The 18,583-nt window shown below is 70.2% G+C and carries 17 protein-coding genes and 1 pseudogene; 11 read left to right on the forward strand and 7 right to left on the reverse strand.

Annotated features, from left to right (window positions below):
* Positions 1–21 precede the first annotated feature (21 nt).
* A complete protein-coding gene (locus ACQPYK_RS47725; RefSeq protein WP_433247833.1) occupies positions 22–927 on the forward strand; it encodes an NAD-dependent epimerase/dehydratase family protein in 906 nt (301 codons plus the stop codon).
* Here ACQPYK_RS47725 and ACQPYK_RS47730 read toward each other — a convergent pair.
* Positions 885–1,781, reverse strand: coding sequence for a hypothetical protein (locus tag ACQPYK_RS47730; RefSeq protein ID WP_433247836.1), 897 nt, complete (start codon positions 1,779–1,781; stop codon positions 885–887). The genes ACQPYK_RS47725 and ACQPYK_RS47730 overlap by 43 nt on opposite strands.
* Before the next feature lie 232 nt (positions 1,782–2,013).
* Between ACQPYK_RS47730 and ACQPYK_RS47735 the strand changes: the two genes are divergently transcribed.
* A complete protein-coding gene (locus ACQPYK_RS47735; RefSeq protein WP_433247839.1) occupies positions 2,014–3,384 on the forward strand; it encodes an LCP family protein in 1,371 nt (456 codons plus the stop codon).
* 69 nt (positions 3,385–3,453) lie between these two features.
* On the opposite strand, the gene ACQPYK_RS47740 is transcribed toward ACQPYK_RS47735, so the two are convergent.
* Entirely contained in the window at positions 3,454–3,867 is a 414-nt protein-coding gene (locus ACQPYK_RS47740; RefSeq protein WP_433247842.1) for a PIN domain-containing protein, read from the reverse strand.
* Entirely contained in the window at positions 3,849–4,121 is a 273-nt protein-coding gene (locus ACQPYK_RS47745) for a hypothetical protein (protein ID WP_433247845.1), read from the reverse strand. The genes ACQPYK_RS47740 and ACQPYK_RS47745 overlap by 19 nt, the downstream gene beginning before the upstream one ends.
* A gap of 198 nt (positions 4,122–4,319) precedes the next feature.
* Between ACQPYK_RS47745 and ACQPYK_RS47750 the strand changes: the two genes are divergently transcribed.
* The 6 genes and pseudogenes from ACQPYK_RS47750 to ACQPYK_RS47775 all read left to right on the forward strand — a co-directional run bounded on the left by ACQPYK_RS47750 (position 4,320) and on the right by ACQPYK_RS47775 (position 9,317).
* The gene (locus ACQPYK_RS47750) at positions 4,320–5,387 is read left to right on the forward strand and encodes an ABC transporter substrate-binding protein (RefSeq protein WP_433247848.1); all 1,068 of its coding nucleotides are present in this window, start codon (positions 4,320–4,322) and stop codon (positions 5,385–5,387) included.
* 30 nt (positions 5,388–5,417) lie between these two features.
* Positions 5,418–6,209, forward strand: coding sequence for an ABC transporter ATP-binding protein (locus ACQPYK_RS47755; RefSeq protein WP_433247851.1), 792 nt, complete (start codon positions 5,418–5,420; stop codon positions 6,207–6,209).
* Positions 6,199–7,086: an ABC transporter permease gene (locus ACQPYK_RS47760; protein WP_433247854.1), complete on the forward strand. Its 888-nt coding sequence runs from the start codon at positions 6,199–6,201 to the stop codon at positions 7,084–7,086. Before ACQPYK_RS47755 ends, ACQPYK_RS47760 begins: the two co-directional genes overlap by 11 nt.
* Positions 7,087–7,090: 4 nt before the next feature.
* Positions 7,091–7,480: pseudogene (locus tag ACQPYK_RS47765) on the forward strand (RrF2 family transcriptional regulator); the annotation flags it as partial.
* Between the two features lie 424 nt (positions 7,481–7,904).
* Positions 7,905–8,867 carry an ATP-binding protein gene (locus tag ACQPYK_RS47770; RefSeq protein WP_433247857.1) on the forward strand — a complete coding sequence of 321 codons (963 nt, stop codon included), beginning with the start codon at positions 7,905–7,907 and terminating at the stop codon, positions 8,865–8,867.
* Positions 8,868–8,930: 63 nt separating this feature from the next.
* Positions 8,931–9,317, forward strand: coding sequence for an SCO5389 family protein (locus ACQPYK_RS47775; protein WP_433247860.1), 387 nt, complete (start codon positions 8,931–8,933; stop codon positions 9,315–9,317).
* On the opposite strand, the gene ACQPYK_RS47780 is transcribed toward ACQPYK_RS47775, so the two are convergent.
* The 3 genes from ACQPYK_RS47780 to ACQPYK_RS47790 all read right to left on the reverse strand — a co-directional run bounded on the left by ACQPYK_RS47780 (position 9,314) and on the right by ACQPYK_RS47790 (position 12,319).
* Positions 9,314–10,405: an LLM class flavin-dependent oxidoreductase gene (locus ACQPYK_RS47780; RefSeq protein WP_433247863.1), complete on the reverse strand. Its 1,092-nt coding sequence runs from the start codon at positions 10,403–10,405 to the stop codon at positions 9,314–9,316. The genes ACQPYK_RS47775 and ACQPYK_RS47780 overlap by 4 nt on opposite strands.
* Positions 10,406–10,705: 300 nt before the next feature.
* Positions 10,706–11,374, reverse strand: a complete 669-nt coding sequence (locus tag ACQPYK_RS47785; protein ID WP_433247866.1) for a ribonuclease HII — start codon at positions 11,372–11,374, stop codon at positions 10,706–10,708.
* A gap of 9 nt (positions 11,375–11,383) precedes the next feature.
* On the reverse strand, positions 11,384–12,319 hold the full coding sequence (locus ACQPYK_RS47790; protein WP_433247869.1) for a LysR family transcriptional regulator: 936 nt from the start codon (positions 12,317–12,319) through the stop codon (positions 11,384–11,386).
* A 98-nt stretch (positions 12,320–12,417) separates the two neighbouring features.
* Here ACQPYK_RS47790 and ACQPYK_RS47795 point away from each other — a divergent pair, with 98 nt between their 5' ends.
* Both ACQPYK_RS47795 and ACQPYK_RS47800 read left to right on the forward strand, forming a co-directional pair.
* Positions 12,418–13,674: a pyridoxal phosphate-dependent aminotransferase gene (locus ACQPYK_RS47795; protein ID WP_433247872.1), complete on the forward strand. Its 1,257-nt coding sequence runs from the start codon at positions 12,418–12,420 to the stop codon at positions 13,672–13,674.
* A gap of 207 nt (positions 13,675–13,881) precedes the next feature.
* Positions 13,882–14,526, forward strand: coding sequence for a GNAT family N-acetyltransferase (locus ACQPYK_RS47800; RefSeq protein WP_433247875.1), 645 nt, complete (start codon positions 13,882–13,884; stop codon positions 14,524–14,526).
* A 103-nt stretch (positions 14,527–14,629) separates the two neighbouring features.
* On the opposite strand, the gene ACQPYK_RS47805 is transcribed toward ACQPYK_RS47800, so the two are convergent.
* Positions 14,630–15,118 carry a hypothetical protein gene (locus ACQPYK_RS47805; RefSeq protein ID WP_433247878.1) on the reverse strand — a complete coding sequence of 163 codons (489 nt, stop codon included), beginning with the start codon at positions 15,116–15,118 and terminating at the stop codon, positions 14,630–14,632.
* Between the two features lie 305 nt (positions 15,119–15,423).
* Here ACQPYK_RS47805 and ACQPYK_RS47810 point away from each other — a divergent pair, with 305 nt between their 5' ends.
* Positions 15,424–18,426: an AfsR/SARP family transcriptional regulator gene (locus ACQPYK_RS47810; RefSeq protein WP_433247881.1), complete on the forward strand. Its 3,003-nt coding sequence runs from the start codon at positions 15,424–15,426 to the stop codon at positions 18,424–18,426.
* Positions 18,427–18,583: the final 157 nt, after the last annotated feature.

Here is an 18,583-nt window from a genome sequence, read left to right on the forward strand (position 1 = left end):
GCAGGCCCGGTGAGGGTCGGGGTGAGCGGGGCCTCGGGGTTCGTGGGCGGCGCGGTCTGCCGTGCGGCCGTGCGGAGGGGATGGCAGGTCTTCGCCTTCGGCAGGCGGCCGTCGGTGGACCGCGCGCATGTGGGCGGCGCGCCGTACACCTCGTGGGATCTCCTGGGGGCCAGGCCGGACCTGCCGGAGGTCGACGCCGTGATCCACTGCGCGGGAAGTGTCACGGACTGGGGGCCGCCGCGGGACATCTGGGCGGCCAACGTGGACGGCACCCGCAACGCGGCCGCGGCTTTCCCGGGGGCCAGGTTCGTGCACGTGAGCACGGCCAGCGTCTACGACCCGTTCCGGCCGACCGTGATGGCCACCGAGGACATGGCCCCGGTGCGCCGGTACGCCAACGCCTACGGCGCCGCGAAGGCCGCCGCGGAGGGGGCCCTGCACAGGGCCGTCGTCCTGCGGCCGCACGCCGTGTACGGCAGGGGGGACACGACCCTGCTTCCCCGAGTCCTGGGAGCGGTCCGGGGCGGCAGGCTCCTGGCGGTGGGCGACGGGCGCCAGCGGATCAGCCTGACCTCGGTGGCCAATCTGGTCCAGGCCTGCCTGCTGGCCGCCTGCGGCCCCGTCGAGCACGGCGTGTTCAACGTGACCGACGCCGAGCCGGTCGTCCTCGACGACGCCCTGCGCGCGATCCTGCGGGAGCGCGGCATCGGCGCCGAGCCGTACTACCTGCCGCTCAAGCTGGCCGACCCCCTCGCGGGTGCCGCCGAGGCCGCGTTCCGGCTGCTCGGACGGTCGCGCCCGCCCCGGCTCACCCGCTACGCGGTGGGTCACCTGGCGGTGGAGCGGACCCTCGACATCACCGCGGCCCGCGACCTGCTGGGTTTTCAGCCCGCGGCGACGTCGTTCGCGGGCGCGGCCGACTGGTGATCGCCGTCGGCCCGCCTCCGGCAGGCCACGAGGAAGGCGGCCGCGGCCGCGAGCAGGCCGACCGCGAACAGGACGCGCAGGCCGGCCCTCAGGAATCCGGTCAGCGCGTCGAAGATGGCGGTCGCGGCGGCGACCGACATCGCGTTCTCCACGTAGCCGGGCAGGTAGACGTCGCGGACCACGGTCAGGGTGACGGCCAGCACGAGCATGCCGGCGGCCAGGCCGAGACCGGCGCCCAGCACCGCTCTCACCCGGTCGCGGGCCAGTGCCACCCCGGCCGCCAGCGCGGCCAGGGACAACGGCGGCAGCACCCATTTCAGCCTGGTCAGCCAGGTGTACAGGGTCTGTGCCCTGACCAGGTCTGCCGAGGAGAAAAGGTCGAGCGCGGGGTGCAGATTGGGGACGGATCCCCCCAGCTCCCGCTCGACCAGCTCCTCCAGTGAGTTCTTGACCAGGTTGTACACGGGGGTCAGGTCGAGGCTGACGGTGTCGCCTCGCCCCTCGGACGCGCGGCCGTCCTCACCGGACAGGATCGCGATGAGCTGCCTGTGGGTCATCCGGTTCACGCGATCCCAGATCGCGGGAAACTCTTCACCGATAACGACCGCCTCCACCAGCGTGTGGATGAGATCCTCGGTGGGGGAGAGCACCCGTTTCCGCAGCGGTCTGGTGATCGCCGCGGTGACGCGTTCCACGACGGCGTCCTGGACGTCGGGGTGGACGGCCAGCGGGGCCATGGCCTCGACGTAGTGATCGGCGTCGGCGATCTCGTCCGCCACCCAGAACCCGGTGAGAGCGGGTGGGGCGAGGACGCAGCCGAGCACGATCAAGATCGCGCTGATCACTGCCCGCACACGGCATCCCTCCCCGGCCTTACCTGGGAATCCCCGCCCCCACCTGGTGAAACCCGCTCGACGCTCTTTTTGACCGTGATTTGGAGATCAGCGATTGCCCGAAACGTCAGCCTTCGCTCACCGAAGCTTGACCCGGGCTTCTCAGCGCGTCGCGTCGCCACATAGCCCATTCATCCGAAAACCGTTACTAACCTGTGACACGTGAAATCCATGGACAGGAGACCGTAGAAAGATGGCAGGTAAACGGGGTGATCTGAGCGTCGGATCGAGTCTGGCGTTGACGTTGGGCTCGGCTGCTCTGTGGGGTCTGGCCCACCTGTGGGTGGGCCGGCGCGTGGCGGGCGCCTTCCTGATGGGGACCTACGTGATCCTCGTCACGGCGATCGTGGTCACCCTGTTGAAGACCAGGTCGGCGCTGCTCTCCCTGGCCGTGCAGCCGAGCTGGCTGTGGACCTTCGCGCTGGGGGCGTTGCTGTTCGCCGCCGCCACCGTCGCCGTGATCATCCGGTCCTACCAGCTGGTCCGTCCGGAGTCGTCGACCGGCCTCACCCGCTACTTCTCGGCCCTCGCGGTCGGCCTGCTGTGTGCGGCGGTGATCGCGCCGATGGCCTACGCGGCCCGCCTGGCCTTCGTCTCCCAGCACGTGGTCACCTCGGTGTTCGCCGCCAACACCGCCCCGATCCCGGTGGATCCGTGGAAGGGCCGCGAACGGCTCAACATTCTGCTGATCGGCGCCGACGCGGCGCCCAGCAGGCCCGGCGTGCGCACCGACAGCATGACCGTCGCCAGCGTCGACACCAGGACCGGCGACACCGTGCTTTTCAGCCTGCCCAGAAACCTGGAGCACGTCCCGATGCCGGCGGGCCCGCCCCGCGAGCACTTCCCCTACGGCTTCGGCGGCGAGCCGCCCTACACCCCGGGTCTGCTCAACGAGGTCTTCCAGTACGCCGAGGACTACCCCAGCATGGTCCCGGGCGTCCCCAAGGGTCAGCGGGGCCCGTTCCTGCTCAAGCGGACGATCAGCGACATCACCGGGCTCGACATCACCAACTACGCCATGGTCGACATGAGCGGCTTCGCCGAGATCATCGACGCGATGGGCGGGGTGAAGCTCACCGTCAAGGACCCCATCGTGTACGGCAGGCAGAACGAGGGCCTGATCCGGGAGGGCACCCGGAAGTTGTCGGGTGAGGAGGCGCTCTGGTTCGGCAGGGCCCGCACCTACAGCGATGACTACGTCCGGATGGGCCGGCAGAAGTGCCTGATGAACGCCGTCGCCAAGCAGGCCGATCCGGTGACGGTGCTCAGGAGCTTCGAGAAGCTGGCCGACGCCACGATGCACGCGGTCTCCACCGACATCCCGCAGGGGCTGCTGCCCAACCTGATCGACCTGTCCGAGAAGGTGAAGCAGTCGAAGATCAAGAGCTTCCAGTTCGTCCCTCCGCTGATCAACACCGCCGATCCCGACTACCGGCTGATCAAGCACAAGGTCAGCGCCATCCTGGCGAGGCCCGCCTCCTCTCCGGCCACGGCCGGTTCCGCCAAGGGCGCGCACCGCAACCCCGGCCAGGAGGCCGTCACCCTCGACGTCGCCTGCAAGTGACCCTCGCCGCAGGGCTCGCCCGCCGTACGACGCGCGAGCCCTGGGACCGGCGACCACCGCGAGGAGCTCTCAGACAGCCACCAGGGTGACGCGTTCACCGCACAGGACGGACATGTCGTCGAGGTCCGAGGTGAGCATGACGACGGGCCCCGGCTGACGGCGGGCCGTGATCGCGACCATGGCGTCGATCGCGTACTTGTGACCGTACAGCCCGGTCTCCATGAGCAGTCGGGCCGCTTCCTTGAAATGTTCGACGCCGAACGGCTCGATGACGAGCTGCGACAGCACGCGGTTCAGGCGCGAGCGTTCGATGCCGTCGTGCTGCACCTCGATGAGCGTGGCTCCGCTGATCACACGGTTGGCTCCACGGTCCAGGGCGGATCGCACCATGTTCATCACCGCGCGGTCCTGGTCCATGTAGAGCGAAAGCCCCTGGGAGTCGAGCACCAGGGTGCCTCCGACCTCTACCCGGCGGCCCGCCATCCCGCCTCCCGCTCCTCGGCCGATGACCAGATGTTCGCGGCATGACGCTTCTCATCCTCGTCGAACGCCCCATGTTCGCGCTCGTACTCATCCAGATACGAGGCCGTCGCACGGTTGCGCAGGTGCTCCTCCACCGCGGCTGCGACCAGAGCGGACACCCCCCGGTTTCCCGCCATCTCACGGAGCGCGCGCACCGTTCCTTCCGGCAGGGACACGCTGATCACCTTCGCCGGGCCCTCTCCGACGCCGGGCATGTTCTCTTCTGCGATCACACCTCAGTTTAACAATCGGTTTAGCAATCTTCCCCTCGATCGTCAGACCACGAACACCTCCCTCGAAGGGCACGGAGCGGTAACGATGGACCGTTCCCTACGATTCCTACTTGACTGGTAGCCATTAGGGGTTCTTATATACCTATAGCCGACTTACAAAGTAGGAATTAGGGAGTACTCATGAACGCTCGCAGGGTTCGCGGGGTGGTGGCCGCACTGGCCGCACTGGCGCTCACGACCTTGGCGTCCGCCTGCGGGGGCACGGAGACGACGGGGACTGCGGCCTCCAGCGCCGGCGGAGACGAACTCGCGGAAGTCCGGCTCGGATACTTCCCCAACATCACCCACTCCACGGCGCTGGTCGGCGTCGAGAAGGGCTTCTTCGCCAAGCACCTCGGCGACACCAAGCTCAAGACCAGCACCTTCAACGCCGGCCCGGCCGCGATCGAGGCGGTCTTCTCGGGCGCGATCGACGCCACCTACATCGGCCCCAACCCGGCCATCAACGCCTGGGCCAAGTCCAAGGGCAAGGCCATCAAGATCATCGCCGGCTCCGCCTCCGGCGGCGTCTACCTGGTCGTCAAGCCCGAGATCAACAGCGCCGAGGATCTCAGGGGCAAGAAGATCGCCACGCCGCAGCTCGGCAACACCCAGGACGTGGCCCTGCGCTACTGGCTCCAGGAGAAGGGCCTGAAGACCGACACCAAGGGCGGCGGCGACGTCAACATCGTCCCCCAGGAGAACTCCCAGACCCTGCAGACCTTCGCCACCGGCGACATCGACGGCGCCTGGGTGCCCGAGCCGTTCGCCAGCCGCCTGGTCCTGGAGAGCAAGGGCAAGATCCTCGTCGACGAGCGCGACCTCTGGCCGAACAAGCAGTTCGTGATCACTCACCTGATCGTCCGCCAGGAGTTCGCGGCCCAGCACCCCGAGACGGTCAAGCATCTCCTTGAGGGACACGTCGAGGCCAACGCCGCGATCAACGCCGACCCGGCCGACGCCGCCAAGACCGTCAACAGCGCGCTGGAGAAGCTGACCGGCAAGCCGCTCAAGCAAGAGGTCCTGGACAGCGTGTTCAAGAACGTCACCTTCACCAACGACCCGATCGCCTCTTCGCTGGTCGGCAGCGCCGACCACGCGGTCAAGATCGGCCTGCTGCAGCCGGTCGACCTGAACGGCATCTACGACCTCAACCCCCTCAACGAGATCCTCAAGGCCAAGGGCGAGACCGCGGTCGCCGACAAGTAACCGCCGGATCCTTCTCCACTGGGAGGGCAAGTGACAGCTCCGCTCCGGGAGCGGACGGACAGCCGGACCGAGGGTGGCGAGCCCGCGGTCCGGCTGGACGGCGTCTCCAAGATCTACGGCCAGGGCAAGAACGGTCTCCTGGCCCTCGACAACGTCTCGCTCTCCGTCGGAAAGGGGGAGTTCGTCTGTCTGCTCGGCGCCTCCGGGTGCGGCAAGAGCACGCTGCTCTCCCTGGTCGCGGGGCTCGACGGGCCCACGGCCGGCCGGATCGACACCGAGGGCCGCAAGATCGCCATGATGTTCCAGGAACCCGCGCTGTTCCCCTGGCTCACCGTCTCGGCCAACGTCGAGATGGCCCTGCGGGCCCAGGGCGTGGCCAAGCGCGAACGCCAGGCCAGGGCCGGGGAGTTCCTGGAGATCGTTCACCTGGGCGGCTTCGGCGGCAAGCGCCCGCACGAGCTGTCCGGCGGCATGCGCCAGCGGGTGTCCCTGGCCCGCGCGCTCGCCCAGGACGCGGACGTGCTGCTGATGGACGAGCCGTTCGGCGCGCTGGACGCGATGACCCGTGACCTGCTCCACGACGAGCTGGAGCGGATCTGGCGGGAGCGCGGGCTCAGCGTGCTGTTCGTCACCCACAACGTCCGCGAGGCCGTACGGCTCGGCGACCGGGTGGTGCTGCTCAGCAGCCGCCCCGGCCGGGTCGTCGAGGACTTCGCGGTCACGCTCGACCGGCCCCGCCGTACGGACTCGGCGGAGGTCGCCGAGATCGCCGGCACCATAACCGCGCGCCTGCGCGAGGAGGTCATGCGCCATGGCCGTTGACCAGGCGACCACCGACACCCACGCCCGGCAGCTCGCCGGGCTCGACGCGCTGGAGTTGGGCGGCGGTACACACGGCGGGATCGCCCCCCGCGTCTGGGGCCGCGTATGGGGCCGCGTATGGCCGATGGCCCTGGCGATCGGCATGGTGCTGGCGATCTGGCAGGGCGTGGTGTGGGCCGGCTTCTGGCCGGACTACGTCTTCGCCGGGCCCGCCGACGTCGTCCCGGTCCTCGCCGACCGCCTGACCAGTGGCGACTACTGGGAGGCCATCGGCGTGACGATGCGCCGCGCGGTCACCGGCTTCGCCGTCTCGGTGCTGATCGGTCTGCTCCTCGGCGCCGTGGTGTCGCGGATCCGGGTGCTCAGGGCGGCCTTCGGCTCGCTGATCACCGGCCTGCAGACCATGCCGTCGATCGCCTGGTTTCCGCTGGCCATCCTGCTGTTCGGGCTGACCGAGAGCGCGATCACCTTCGTGGTCATCCTGGGTGCCGCGCCGTCCATCGCCAACGGCCTGATCGCGGGGGTGGACTACACCCCGCCGATCCTGCTGCGTGCCGGGCACGTGCTCGGCTTCCGGCGGCTGCAGCTCTACCGTCACGTGATCCTGCCGGCGTCGCTGCCGTCGTTCCTCGCCGGGCTCAAGCAGGGCTGGGCCTTCGCCTGGCGCTCGCTGATGGCCGGTGAGCTGGTGGTCATCATCGCCCACCAGTCCTCGCTGGGCGAACGGCTGTTCTTCGACCGGGAGCTCGCCGACTCGGCGGGCCTGCTGGCCACCATGATCGTCATTCTCTTCATCGGCATCGGGGTGGACCTGCTGTTCGAGACCGCCGACAACTCTCTGCGCCGCCGCTGGGGTCTTGCGCAGGTGCGCAACTGACGACATGCGGATCTCCGCCAGAACCCAGTACGCGCTGCGCGCCGCCACCGAACTGGCGGCGGCGCCGCCCGGCCCCGTGCCCGCCGAGAAGATCGCGGTGGCGCAGAACATTCCCCGGAGGTTCCTGGACAACATCCTGCTGCAGTTACGGCGGGCCGGGCTCATCCACAGCCAGCGCGGCCCCGAGGGGGGCTACTGGCTGGCCCGTCCCGCCGAGGAGATCACCCTGGCTGACGTGATCATGGTGGTTGAGGGCAATCCCGAGCGGACCCAGCACGGCGGCTACCCGGGAGTCGCCGGTCCCCTGGCCGACGTGTGGAGCCTGCTGCGCGAGCACGAGGAGACGCTGCTGACCGAGATCACCCTCGCCCACATCACCAAGGACTCGGTTCCGGACGGCCGCCCCGGCCACGCCCAGTACCGGCAGGCGGTGGAAAGGGCGGATCACGGTGAAGCGACCGCGGACCGGGCCGGGCCGGCCGTACCGCGCCCGGGCGGGCCCGCGGAAGACGAACCCGGCCGGGAACTCCCCGAGCTCGGGGCCTCCTACGACGGCACCGACGCCGGCGCGGCCGGTCCCGCGGCGCGGCACGCGCGGCCCAGGCGCTTCGGCGGTCACACCTGCCCGGGAGGGTAGGGCCGCAGGACCAGGTCGTAGACCGTACGGAGCTCCTTGAGGGTCAGCGCGGGGACACCTTGGGCGGCCAGGATCACGAGCCCCTCGTCCGGTCATACCCGTCACGAAGACCGGCCGATCATGGCATGATAATCATCTTCAGTGGTTGCAATGATTTTCATAACCAGATTGGATCGTCTTCGTGAGGGTGGCATTCGTCGGTAAGGGCGGCAGCGGCAAGACGACCCTGTCGGCGCTGTTCGCGAGACACACCGCCCGGCTGGGCGGGCCGGTCGTCGCGATCGACGCCGACATCAACCAGCACCTGGGCATGGCCCTGGGCCTGGAGGAGGCGGCGCTGCCCCGGCCGATGGGCGCGCACCTGAGCGAGATCAAGGAGTTTCTGCGGGGAGACAACCCGCGCATCTCCTCGGCCGCGGCGATGGTCAAGACCACCCCGCCGGGTCATGGCTCGCGGCTGCTGTCCCTGGAGGAGCCCGACGCCGTCCACGCCGCCTTCACCGCGTCCACCCGGGACGGGGTGCGGTTGATGGTCACCGGCCCGTTCGACGAGCAGGATCTGGGGGTGGCCTGCTACCACTCCAAGGTCGGCGCGGTGGAGCTGTATCTCAACCACCTGGTCGACGGGGCGGGCGAATACGTGGTGGTGGACATGACCGCGGGGGCCGACTCCTTCGCCTCGGGGCTGTTCACCCGCTTCGACCTGACGGTGCTGGTGGCCGAGCCGACCCGGCAGGGAGTGGGCGTCTACCGGCAGTATCGCGACTACGCGGCCGACTACGACGTGCCGGTGGCGGTGGTGGGCAACAAGGTGCACGGCCCACGGGATGTGGAGTTCCTGCGCGAGCACGTCGGCGACGATCTGCTGGTGTGCCTGGAGCACTCGGCGGCGATCCGGGCGATGGAGCAGGGGCGCCGCTTCGGCCTGGAGGATCTGGAGCCCGCCAACCGCGAAGCCCTCGCCGTGCTGCTGAAGCGTCTGGACGCCCAGGAGAAGGACTGGCCCCGCTTCGGCCGCCAGGCCGTGCAGTTCCATCTCAAGAACGCCAGGGCCTGGGCCAACAGGGCCACCGGCGAGGATCTGGCCGCCCAGATCGACCCGGACTTCGTCTTCGGGCCCACACGAGTGTCGCTCCCGGGCTAGATGGAGTGATCGGCGGGCCCGCCCTACTGTCTGAACGATCCCCTTCTGAGAGGAGAACGCAGCATGTCGCTGACCGTTTCGAAGGATCTTCTCGACCAGGCGAAAGCCGGCGAGGTGGACGATGCGGCATTCGTCGCCTGCGTCCGCGACTCCCTGCCCTACGCCTGGTCGGTGATCACCGAGCTGGTCCGGCAGCGCGACCGGAGCGGCGCGGAGTTCGCCGACAACACCGTCCCCCCGCCGGACGAGTCCGCCCGAGGCCAGCTCCTGCGCTGTCTGGCCAGCGACTCCATGCGCGGCGCCCTGGAGCGCCACTTCGGGGTGCGGCTCGCCTTCCAGAACTGCCACCGGGTCGCGGTCTTCGACCCCTCCGCCACCAAGGCACACGCGGAGTTCGTCACCGCCAGGTCCCAGATCCTCAACCAGACGCCGGAGCTTGTCGACTGCTAGTCACCACGGACGTGGGGTAGCACCTGTGCCCCGAGCCGTCTGATGTTGTCGAGGGTGCGGGCCTGATCGCCCGCACCCTCGACCATGAGGATCAGGTGCTCCAGCCCGGTGGTCTCCGTGGTCCGCCTGATCTTCTCGACGCAGTGGCCGGGCGAGCCGACCGGATGCGTGTCGCAGAGAAAGTCCACATATCCCGGGACGTCGCGCCGCGGCCGTGCCCGGCCGTCCACCGGCACGTATCCCGCGAGTCCCGGCTCCAGCCATCGCGGCATGGCCCTGCGCAGCTCCCCCACGGCCTGTGCCGTCGAGTCGGCCACATGCCCCACGACCGCCGCCACGTGCCCGGGGTCGCCCGGAACTCCCGCCCCTGTCGCGTTCCCACCCGTCCCCCCGTCCGCCCCTCCGTCGTCCGTCCCGCCGCCGGCCCGCTCCTCCGCCCGCCCGTCCGGCGGCGGCCGTACGGCCGCCGTCTCCCGGTAGTCCCGGAGCATGGCGGCCTTCTCCTCGTCACCGATGTGCATGCCCAGCAGCATCGGCAGCCCGCGCCGGGCGGCGAGCGCCACGGTCGGCGGCGAGGTGCACGCCACGACCGGCCGGAGCCGGGCCGCCGGGACCATCGGCACCCTTCTGAACCGGAAGAACTCCCCGTCGGCGCCGACCGTGTCCTCCGCCAGCGCCGCGCACAGCAGGTCGAGCGACTCGCCGAAGCCGCGCTCGAACCTCGCCAGCCCGGTGCCGAACACCTCCAGGTCCACCCACGGCCCGCCCCGGCCCACCCCGAGCGTGAACCGCCCCCCGGAAACCTGGTCGAGGACCGCCGCCTGCTCCGCCAGGTCGACCGGATGCCGCGTGGACAGCACGCTCACCGCCGTCCCGACCCCGATCCTGGAGGTACGGCCCAGCGCCACCCCGGCCAGCGTCACCGCCGACGGGCACACGCCGTAGGACATGAAGTGGTGCTCGGCGATCCACGCGTCGTCGAACCCCGCCTCCTCGGCGGCCACGACCGCCTCCACCGTGTCCCGCAGCACCTCCCCCGCACTCCGCCCGGGAAAGCCGGCCGCAATCAGAAAGACACCGATACGCATGGTGAGTACTTTGGGACGGTGCGCGTGAACCGGAAAGGTCAGATCACCATTCCCGCCAGACTTCGCAGAAAGTCGGGACTCTAGACAGGTGACTATGTCACCTTCACGGAGATAGATGATGAGATCGTCATCATCCCAAGGAAAACCCTTGCTCAACCGAGTACGGACCAGGACTCATGGCACGATGGAGAGGGAGGCGGAGATGGACATCCCGATTCCGGAAGGACACGCGCTGGACCTTCTCTGGCTGATCAACCCTGACCTCGCGAAAGACTTCGAACCATCCGGCGTATGACCTCCTTAGCCGAACAGCCCTAGCTGCCCCTCGCCGGCCAGGGGGTTGCGGTGCTTCTTGAGGTGGCGCCAGCGGGGCAGGTCGTCCAGGTAGGACCAGGACAGGCGGTGGTGCTCGGTCGGTCCGAGGGAGGCCAGCGCCGCCTGGTGGACCGGGGAGGGGTAGCCCGCGTTGTCGGCGAAGCCGTACTCCTCCAGGCCGAGTGAGGCCATGTAGGCGTCGCGGCGGACCTTGGCGATCACCGAGGCCGCGGCCACGGAGACGCAGGACAGATCCCCCTTGATCTCGCATCGGACCGGCCACGGCGCGCCCAGATAGTCGTGCTTGCCGTCCAGGATGACCGCGTCGGGCTTGACCGGCAGCTCCGCCAGCGCCCGTCTGGCCGCCCTGCGCAGGGCCTCGGTCATGCCCAGGGCGTCGATCTCCTCGTGCGATGCCTCGCCGTACCCGATCCCGGCCGCCCAGGCGGTGATCTCGGCGACCATGCCGGTACGGCGGGCGGGACTGAGCATCTTGGAGTCGGTCAGCCCCGCGGGCGGCTCCGACAGGTCCGTGACGACCGCGCAGACCGCCACCGGTCCGGCCCAGGCGCCGCGTCCGACCTCGTCGATCCCGGCCACCGGTTTCGTCCCGCCGGCCGACAGCAGGCGCTCTAGCGTGTAGGAGGGAGGCACCCTCCGACGTTACCGGGCGGCGAGCTCGACCGCCGCGAGGTCGGCCGCGAGGAGGCGGGCGGCGACGTGGACGGCGCGCAGGGTGACGGAGACGGCGGGGCGGTGGACGCTGGAGGCGCGGGCGATCGCGTGGACGTCACGGCCGACCGGGGCACCGGGAAACTCCCGGACGACGATGCCGCGGACCCCGGAGGCCAGGGCCAGGGCGGGGACGGCCGCGATGCCGATGCCCTTGGCGACCAGGCCGAGTATCGTGCCCAGGCCCTCGAACTCCCACGGTACCGGCTGGGCACCGCCGACGTCGGCCAGCAGGCGGTCCACGGCCAGGCGGGAGGGCTCGCCGTCCGGGGTGGCCATCCACGGCTCGTCACGAAGCTCGCGCAGGTCGACGGGCTCTTCCAGGGAGGCGAGCCGGTGCCTGCGCGGCACCACGAGCACCAGCGGGTCGTGCAGCAGGGGAAAGACCCGCATCGTGGCGGTCTCGCGCACCCGGCCGTACCAGTCGTCCACCAGGGCGATGTCCACCTCGCCCGACTGCACCTCGCGCATCCCGCGCCCGGAGCGGCCCTGCCCCATCCGCAGGGTCAGCGCGGTGTGGCGGCGCAGCGACCGGGCCAGAGCGGGTGCGAAGGCCACCGCGCCGGTGGGGAAGGCGGTGACGGTGACCCGGCCCGACGGGGTCGCCGCCTGCGCGGACAGGTCGGATTCGGCGGTCTCGACCATGGACAGGATGCGTTCGGCGTGCTCGACCAGACGACGTCCGGCGTCGGTCAGCTCGGCGCTGCGCGCGGTCCGGTCGAGCAGCACCGCTCCGGCCTCCCGCTCCAGCGCCGCCAGTTGCTGGGAGACGGCCGAGGGGCTGTAGCCGAGGGAGGAGGCGGTCGCCGCAATACTCCCACGACGGGCGAATTCGCAGATCAAAGCCAAACGGCGCAAATCCAGCATCAGACTTCCTTATGCCTACCCACAACAACCAAAGCTTGTCCTGATGCCTGTAGCCCAGCACGCTTGGGAACGTTCCGCAATGAGCGAGAGGACTCCTCATGAACGTGACGCTCTCCGCCACGCTGGCGGCCAACGAGGACATCGAGCGAAGACGGCGCGCCGGTGAACGCGTGCTGCACCTGGCCTTCGGCGAGGCCGGTCTCCCCGTTCATCCGGCGCTGCGCGAGCGGCTGACCGCCGCGTCCGAGCAAAACGGATACGGGCCGGTCGCCGGGGCGTCCGCGCTGCGCGAGGCGGCGGCCGGATACTGGCACCGGCGGGGCCTGACCACCGATCCCGAGCTGGTGGTCTGCGGCCCCGGCAGCAAGTCCCTGCTTTACGGACTGCTGCTGGCGATCGGCGGCGACATCGTGTTGCCGAGGCCGAGCTGGGTCAGCTACGCCGCCCAGGCCGACCTGGTCGGGGCGCGCCCGCTGCTCGTTCCCGCACCCCCCGGCGAGGGAGGGGTGCCGGATCCCGAGCGGGTGGCCTCCGCGGTCGCGCACGCGCGATCCCAGGGGCGCCAGGTGCGTTCCCTGCTGGTCACACTGCCCGACAACCCCACCGGCACGCTGGCCGCCGCGCGCACGATCAGGCGGATCACCGAGGTCGCCCGCGAGCTCGACCTCACGATCATCTCCGACGAGATCTACCGCGACCTCGTCCATGACCCCGCCGCGGATTTCCTCAGCCCGGCCGACCTGGCTCCCGAACGGACCGTGATCACCAGCGGGCTCAGCAAGAGCCTCGCCCTCGGCGGCTGGCGGATCGGCGTCGCCCGCCTTCCGTCCACGGAGCTGCGTGACCGGCTGCTCGCGGTGGCCAGTGAGATCTGGTCGAGCCCGGCGGCCCCCGTCCAGCAGGCCGCGGCCTACGCCTACACCGAGCCGGCGGAGCTCGTCGAGCGGATCGACGAGAGCCGGCGGCTGCACGGCGCGGTGGCCTGGGCCGTGTACGAGAGGTTCGTCCGGGCGGGCGTGCGCGTGGCCGCGCCGCAGGGCGGCTTCTACCTCTATCCCGACTTCGCCGGACTGGCCTTCGCCACCTCCGCCGAGCTTGCCGCGGACCTGCTCGACAGACACGGTGTCGGGGTGCTCGCCGGACACGTCTTCGGCGATGATCCCCGGGCTCTTCGGGCGCGAGTGGCGACCAGCCTTCTGTACGGCGAGACGACCGAGCGGCGGCTGGCCGCGCTGGCCGCTCCCGACCCGCTCGCACTGCCCTGGATCGCCGCCTCGCTGGACCACCTGAGCGAGGCTCTGAGCAGCCTCAACGCGTCACGACCGGCATCCGGCCGGCTCGTGCGCACCCCCTGACCCCGGTCCCGGCGGCGGGGTGATCGTCAAGACGCCACTTTGGGGAAACTTTACCTGGGCGCCAGGTGCGCCCGAGATAACGTTCGCATGGCTGACCTGGGCTTTTACCCTCCACGCGCCGGGAAGGCGGGCACTTTCCCGGATGCTCACCAAGATGTCTCGTGTCATTTGGCACCAGGCATCTCGGAGAGCCCTCATCATGTGCTCATGCCCGCTTTTGTCACCCTGTCCGGGCGCTCCGTGCGCCTGGAACCGCTCAGCCTCGCGGTCGTCGACGACCTCGTCGCCGCGGCGAGTGAAGACCGTTCTACTTACGCCTTCACCCGCGTTCCCCAAGGCCGGGGCGAGATGGTCTCCTACGTGGAGGCCACTCTGGCTGAGCAGGCGGAGGGCCGCACGATGCCCTTCGCCATCCGGTGGCTGCACACCGACCGCGTCGTCGGTGCCACCCGTCTCATGAACCTGGAGTATTGGCAGGGCCCCATGCCCTGGCCTCCGGGTGCACGCAGTGCGGTGGGCGAGGTCCCGTCCGTGGCGGACATCGGTTACACCTGGCTGGCCGCTTCGGCCCAGGGAACGGGTGTCAACCGGGAGAGCAAGTATCTGATGCTCTCGCTCGCCTTCGAGACGTGGCAGGTCCACCGCATCACCCTCAAGGCTGACGTACGGAACGTACGCTCCCGGGCCGCCATCGAAGCCCTCGGCGCGCACCTCGACGGTGTGCGGCGGGCGGAGAGCCGAGGCGCCGACGACACGGTCCGAGATACCGCCTATTACTCGATTCTGAGCTCCGAATGGCCGCTGGTCCGAGAACGGCTCCACGCGCGGCTCGGCCTGGTCGAGGCTGCGTAGAGACCTCCCGTCACTTCGATGACTTCATGGAACAAAAGGCCCGCCCGGGATTTCGGGCGGGCCTGATGTTCATCCGGCGGCCGATTCACTTCTGGTCGCCGCCTTACTCCTCGTCGTCACCGTCGACTTCGTAGACGTAGTCCCACTTGCCGCACAGCGTCTTCTTGGCATGGGCGTTGTCCCAGTAGCAGACCCTGACCTGGACGTTGTCGACGTCGTCCTGCCAGAAGTGGAAGGGCTGGTAACCGCTGGAGCCGCACTTCTTGGCCCAGGAGATGGACTCGTCGCCGTCGGCGTTCTCGAACTTGACCTGGACGTAGCCGCAGAGCCATACCGGCGAGTACTTGTCGTAGAGCCTGCCCTGGACGTGGACCCGGTCGGCGCCGTCGACCCAGACGCTGCCCTTGGCCTTGGCGCGGGAGTCGTCGTAGTACTTGGAGTAGTCGTAGCCCCAGTAGTCATGCCCGTCGGCGGCGGTCGCGGCCGTGGCGGTCGTGGCGGCCGAGGCGGAGGAGGCGAAGGCCGGGGCGCCGGCCGCGATGACGGCGGTGGCGGCGGCGAGGCCCAGGATGGTGCGGGTCGTGCGGCGCATGGTGGTTCTCCCTTGAGGGTGGGGGCTCCTCTTTCCTGGCCGAGGAGCCATGGCTCATTGATAAGACGAGCCGCCTGCACCGCGCTTACAGCGCCTTTATCCACACCTGCAATCTGCTGACATGTCGGGCATGGCAGCCCCCGTATGGCGCCATGCCCGACCTGCTTCAGCATCACGTTCATGGCTCAACACCCGATTAACGGCCAATCAACGCTTTGGTTAACGGGCCGACGACCGTCTATGGAGCGGGCAACGAAGGATCTATATTGGCGATAAAACTTTCCATTGAGGCGGGGATTGGCGAAATGGCTGTTCAGGGCAGCGAAGACGGATTGCGCTTCGCCGTGCTCGGCCCTGTGCAGGCCTGGCGGGACGGCACCGAGCTTGACCTGGGCACTCCTCTGCAACGTTCCATTCTGGCGATGTTGCTTCTGCGCGAAAGCCGGGCAGTGACCCCGACCGAGATGATCGACGCGGTCTGGGGGGAGGACGCCCCGCCTCGCGCGCTCGGCGCGCTGCGCACCTACGTCTCGCGGCTGCGGGCCGTGCTGGAGCCCGGCAGGTCTCCCCGCACCCGTCCCGAACTCCTCACCTCGGTGGGTCGCGGCTACGCGCTGCGGCTGAACGGCGGCACCCTTGACCTGGCGCTCTTCGAACAGGGTGTGCAGGAGGCCGAGGTCGCCCGCCGCGCCGGCGATCTCGCCGGAGCCGCCGAGAGCCTGCGCGCGAGCCTGAGGCTGTGCACCGGAGAGCCGCTGGCCGGGGCCGTCGGCCCCTACGCCGAGCACCAGCGCGGCCGGCTCGTCGAGCGCCGGATGAGCGTGCTGGAAACCCTGATGGACATGGATCTGGAGCTGGGCCGGCACGCCGACGTCGTCTCCGAGTTGATCGCGCTGACCGCCGACCACCCGCTCCGTGAGCGGCTGCGGGCCCAGCTGATGCTGGCCTACTACCGATGCGGGCGGCAGGCGGACGCGCTCGCCGCCTTCGCCGACACCCGCGCCGCGCTGATCGAGGAGCTCGGCATCGAACCGGGCCCCGACCTGACCGCCCTGCACCAGCGCATTCTCACCGGTGACCCGGGCCTCGCCCCCGGCACGGGAGCCGACCCGGTACGGCTCGCCCCCGCCGACGCCTCGGAACCGGCGCGGGATGCGGAGCCCGCCGAGCCCGGCATCCCGGATCTGCCCCGTCCGGCGCAGCTCCCCGCGGCCGTGAACGACTTCACCGGTCGTCGCCAGATCGTCACCCGGCTGTGCACCCTGCTGTCCGCCCAGGGTGGCGCCGACGGCGTGCCGGTGGCCGCCATCTCCGGCATCGGCGGCGTCGGCAAGACGACGCTGGCGGTACACGTCGCCCATGCCATGCACGATCTGTTCCCCGACGGCCAGCTCTACGCCGACCTGCGCGGGTACGGGGAGGAACCGACCGCGCCGGAGTCGGTGCTGGGGGCGTTCCTGCGGGCGCTCGGCCTGCCCGCGGACGTCATCCCGGACGGCCTGGCCGAGCGGTCGGCGCTGTTCCGCTCACTCCTGGCCGACCGGCGGATGCTCGTGCTGCTCGACAACGCCAGGGACGCCGACCAGGTCAGCCATCTGCTGCCCGGCTCGACCGGCTGCGCGGCGCTGGTGACCAGCCGGGGCAAGCTCGCCGACCTGACCGCGGCCCGGATGGTCGACCTGGACGTCATGGAGCCGGACGAGGCGCTGACCCTGTTCGCCACGGTCGCCGGGGCCGAGCGGGTGGCCGCGGAACGCGCCGTCGCCATGGACGTCGTCGCCGCCTGCGGCTTCCTGCCGCTCGCGGTGCGGATCGTGGCGGCACGGCTGGCCGCGCGGCCTTCCTGGACGGTCGCCTCGCTGGTGCCCCGGCTGGCCGACGAGCGCCGCCGTCTGGACGAGATGCGCGTGGGCAACCTCGCGGTGGAGGCGACCTTCGCCCTCGGCTACGGCCAGCTCAGCCCCGTGCAGGCCCGGGCGTTCCGGCTGCTCTCCCTGCCCAGGGGTCCGGGCATCTCGATCGGCGCCGCCTCCGCGCTGCTGGCGCTGCGCCCGGTGGACACCGAGGACGTCCTGGAGTCCCTGGTGGACGCCAACCTGCTGGAGGCTCCCGCTCCCGGCCGTTACCGCTTCCACGACCTGCTCAAGCTCTTCGCCCGCCGCATCGCGGAACGGGTCGAGCCCGAGGCCGGGGAGGGCGTGCCCGCGCTGCGGCGGCTGCTCGACTTCTATCTGGCCTCCGCGCGGTCGGCGCACCGGCTCGCCTACGAGGGCAGCACGATCGCCGACCAGCTCGCGGTGACCGGACCGGGTCACGTGTTCGCCTCCGCCGACGAGGCCGTGGCCTGGTTGTCGGTCGAGGCGGAGTCGCTGTTCGCGTCGATCTCCCAGGTGACCGACGTCGGGGAGGCCGAGGCCCTGCTGCCCGGGGCCGACCTGCTGCTGGCGATGGAGCCACTGCTGGAGTCGGGCAGCCACGCCCGCGAGTTCGACCAGCGGACCCGGGAGGTGCTGGCCGCCGCGCAGCGGCTCGGCGCCGTCTCCAGCGAGCTGCGCTGCCGCTACGTGCTCGGCCGGGTGCTGTTCGGCGCCAACCGGCTGGCCGAGGCGGAGCAGGAGTTCCGGGCGTCGCTGGATCTGGCCGCCGGAGGTGACCGGATCGTCGCCGGCGAGGCGATGAACGCGCTGGCCGTCGTGGCCGGCCGCCAGCGCCGCCACGCGGAGGCGTTGGCCTGGTTCGACTCGGCGCGCGAGGTGTTCAGGGAGGTCGGCGCGCGGGGCGGCGAGGCTCTGACGCTCAGCTACTCGGCTCGCGACCACCTGTTCCTGGGCCAGCGGGCGGAGGCGATCACCGCCGCCGAGCAGGGCCTGGCCCTCTTCATCGAGCTCGGCTCCAGCGCGGGCACCGCCCGGGCCCGATACCACCTCGGGATGATCCTGTCGCGGGTCGGACGGCTCAACGAGGCGGTCCACCACCACGCCGAATGCCTGGCCTTCTTCCGGGCCAGCAACCAGCGGGTGTGGGAGCAGCGGGTCTGTTCCCGGCTGGCCGAGACGTTCATCACCGCCGGCCGGTTCTCCGACGCGACCCGCCATGCGGAACAGGCCCTGGCGGTCAGCCGTGAGATCGGTCATCCGTACGGTGAGGCGCTGTCGCTGTGGGTGCTAGGCCGGGCGCTCGCCGGTCTGGGCACCGCGAGCCGCAGTCGCGACTGCCTCCAGCGCGCCCACGACATCTTCGTCAGGCTCGGCGCGCCCGAGGCCACGGACCTGCGTGCCCTGCTCGACCGTGATCACGTCGGCAACTGACTCGAGTCCGTCGTACAGGTCGTCGTCGAGACGCGTCATCCAGAAGTGGTTGATCACCGGTTTTCCCGTCGGTCCGAACTATGGAAGGGACGTGGGGTGCCCGGCCGGCCGTCGGACCATCGGGTGACGCGTAGGGGGCCCGGTTATCCGGTGCGTC

The sequence above is a fragment of the Streptosporangium sp. CA-135522 genome, from assembly GCF_050949235.1.
Classification (GTDB): Bacteria; Actinomycetota; Actinomycetes; order Streptosporangiales; family Streptosporangiaceae; genus Streptosporangium.

Coding starts and splice junctions, on each gene's coding strand:
- ACQPYK_RS47735 (WP_433247839.1), top strand. CDS start 2,014: ATGGCAGGTAAACGGGGTGATCTGAGCGTCGGATCGAGTCTGGCGTTG.
- ACQPYK_RS47790 (WP_433247869.1), bottom strand. CDS start 12,319: ATGCTGGATTTGCGCCGTTTGGCTTTGATCTGCGAATTCGCCCGTCGT.
- ACQPYK_RS47740 (WP_433247842.1), bottom strand. CDS start 3,867: ATGGCGGGCCGCCGGGTAGAGGTCGGAGGCACCCTGGTGCTCGACTCC.
- ACQPYK_RS47805 (WP_433247878.1), bottom strand. CDS start 15,118: ATGCGCCGCACGACCCGCACCATCCTGGGCCTCGCCGCCGCCACCGCC.
- ACQPYK_RS47745 (WP_433247845.1), bottom strand. CDS start 4,121: ATGCCCGGCGTCGGAGAGGGCCCGGCGAAGGTGATCAGCGTGTCCCTG.
- ACQPYK_RS47780 (WP_433247863.1), bottom strand. CDS start 10,405: ATGCGTATCGGTGTCTTTCTGATTGCGGCCGGCTTTCCCGGGCGGAGT.
- ACQPYK_RS47810 (WP_433247881.1), top strand. CDS start 15,424: ATGGCTGTTCAGGGCAGCGAAGACGGATTGCGCTTCGCCGTGCTCGGC.
- ACQPYK_RS47795 (WP_433247872.1), top strand. CDS start 12,418: ATGAACGTGACGCTCTCCGCCACGCTGGCGGCCAACGAGGACATCGAG.
- ACQPYK_RS47800 (WP_433247875.1), top strand. CDS start 13,882: ATGCCCGCTTTTGTCACCCTGTCCGGGCGCTCCGTGCGCCTGGAACCG.
- ACQPYK_RS47750 (WP_433247848.1), top strand. CDS start 4,320: ATGAACGCTCGCAGGGTTCGCGGGGTGGTGGCCGCACTGGCCGCACTG.
- ACQPYK_RS47775 (WP_433247860.1), top strand. CDS start 8,931: ATGTCGCTGACCGTTTCGAAGGATCTTCTCGACCAGGCGAAAGCCGGC.
- ACQPYK_RS47760 (WP_433247854.1), top strand. CDS start 6,199: ATGGCCGTTGACCAGGCGACCACCGACACCCACGCCCGGCAGCTCGCC.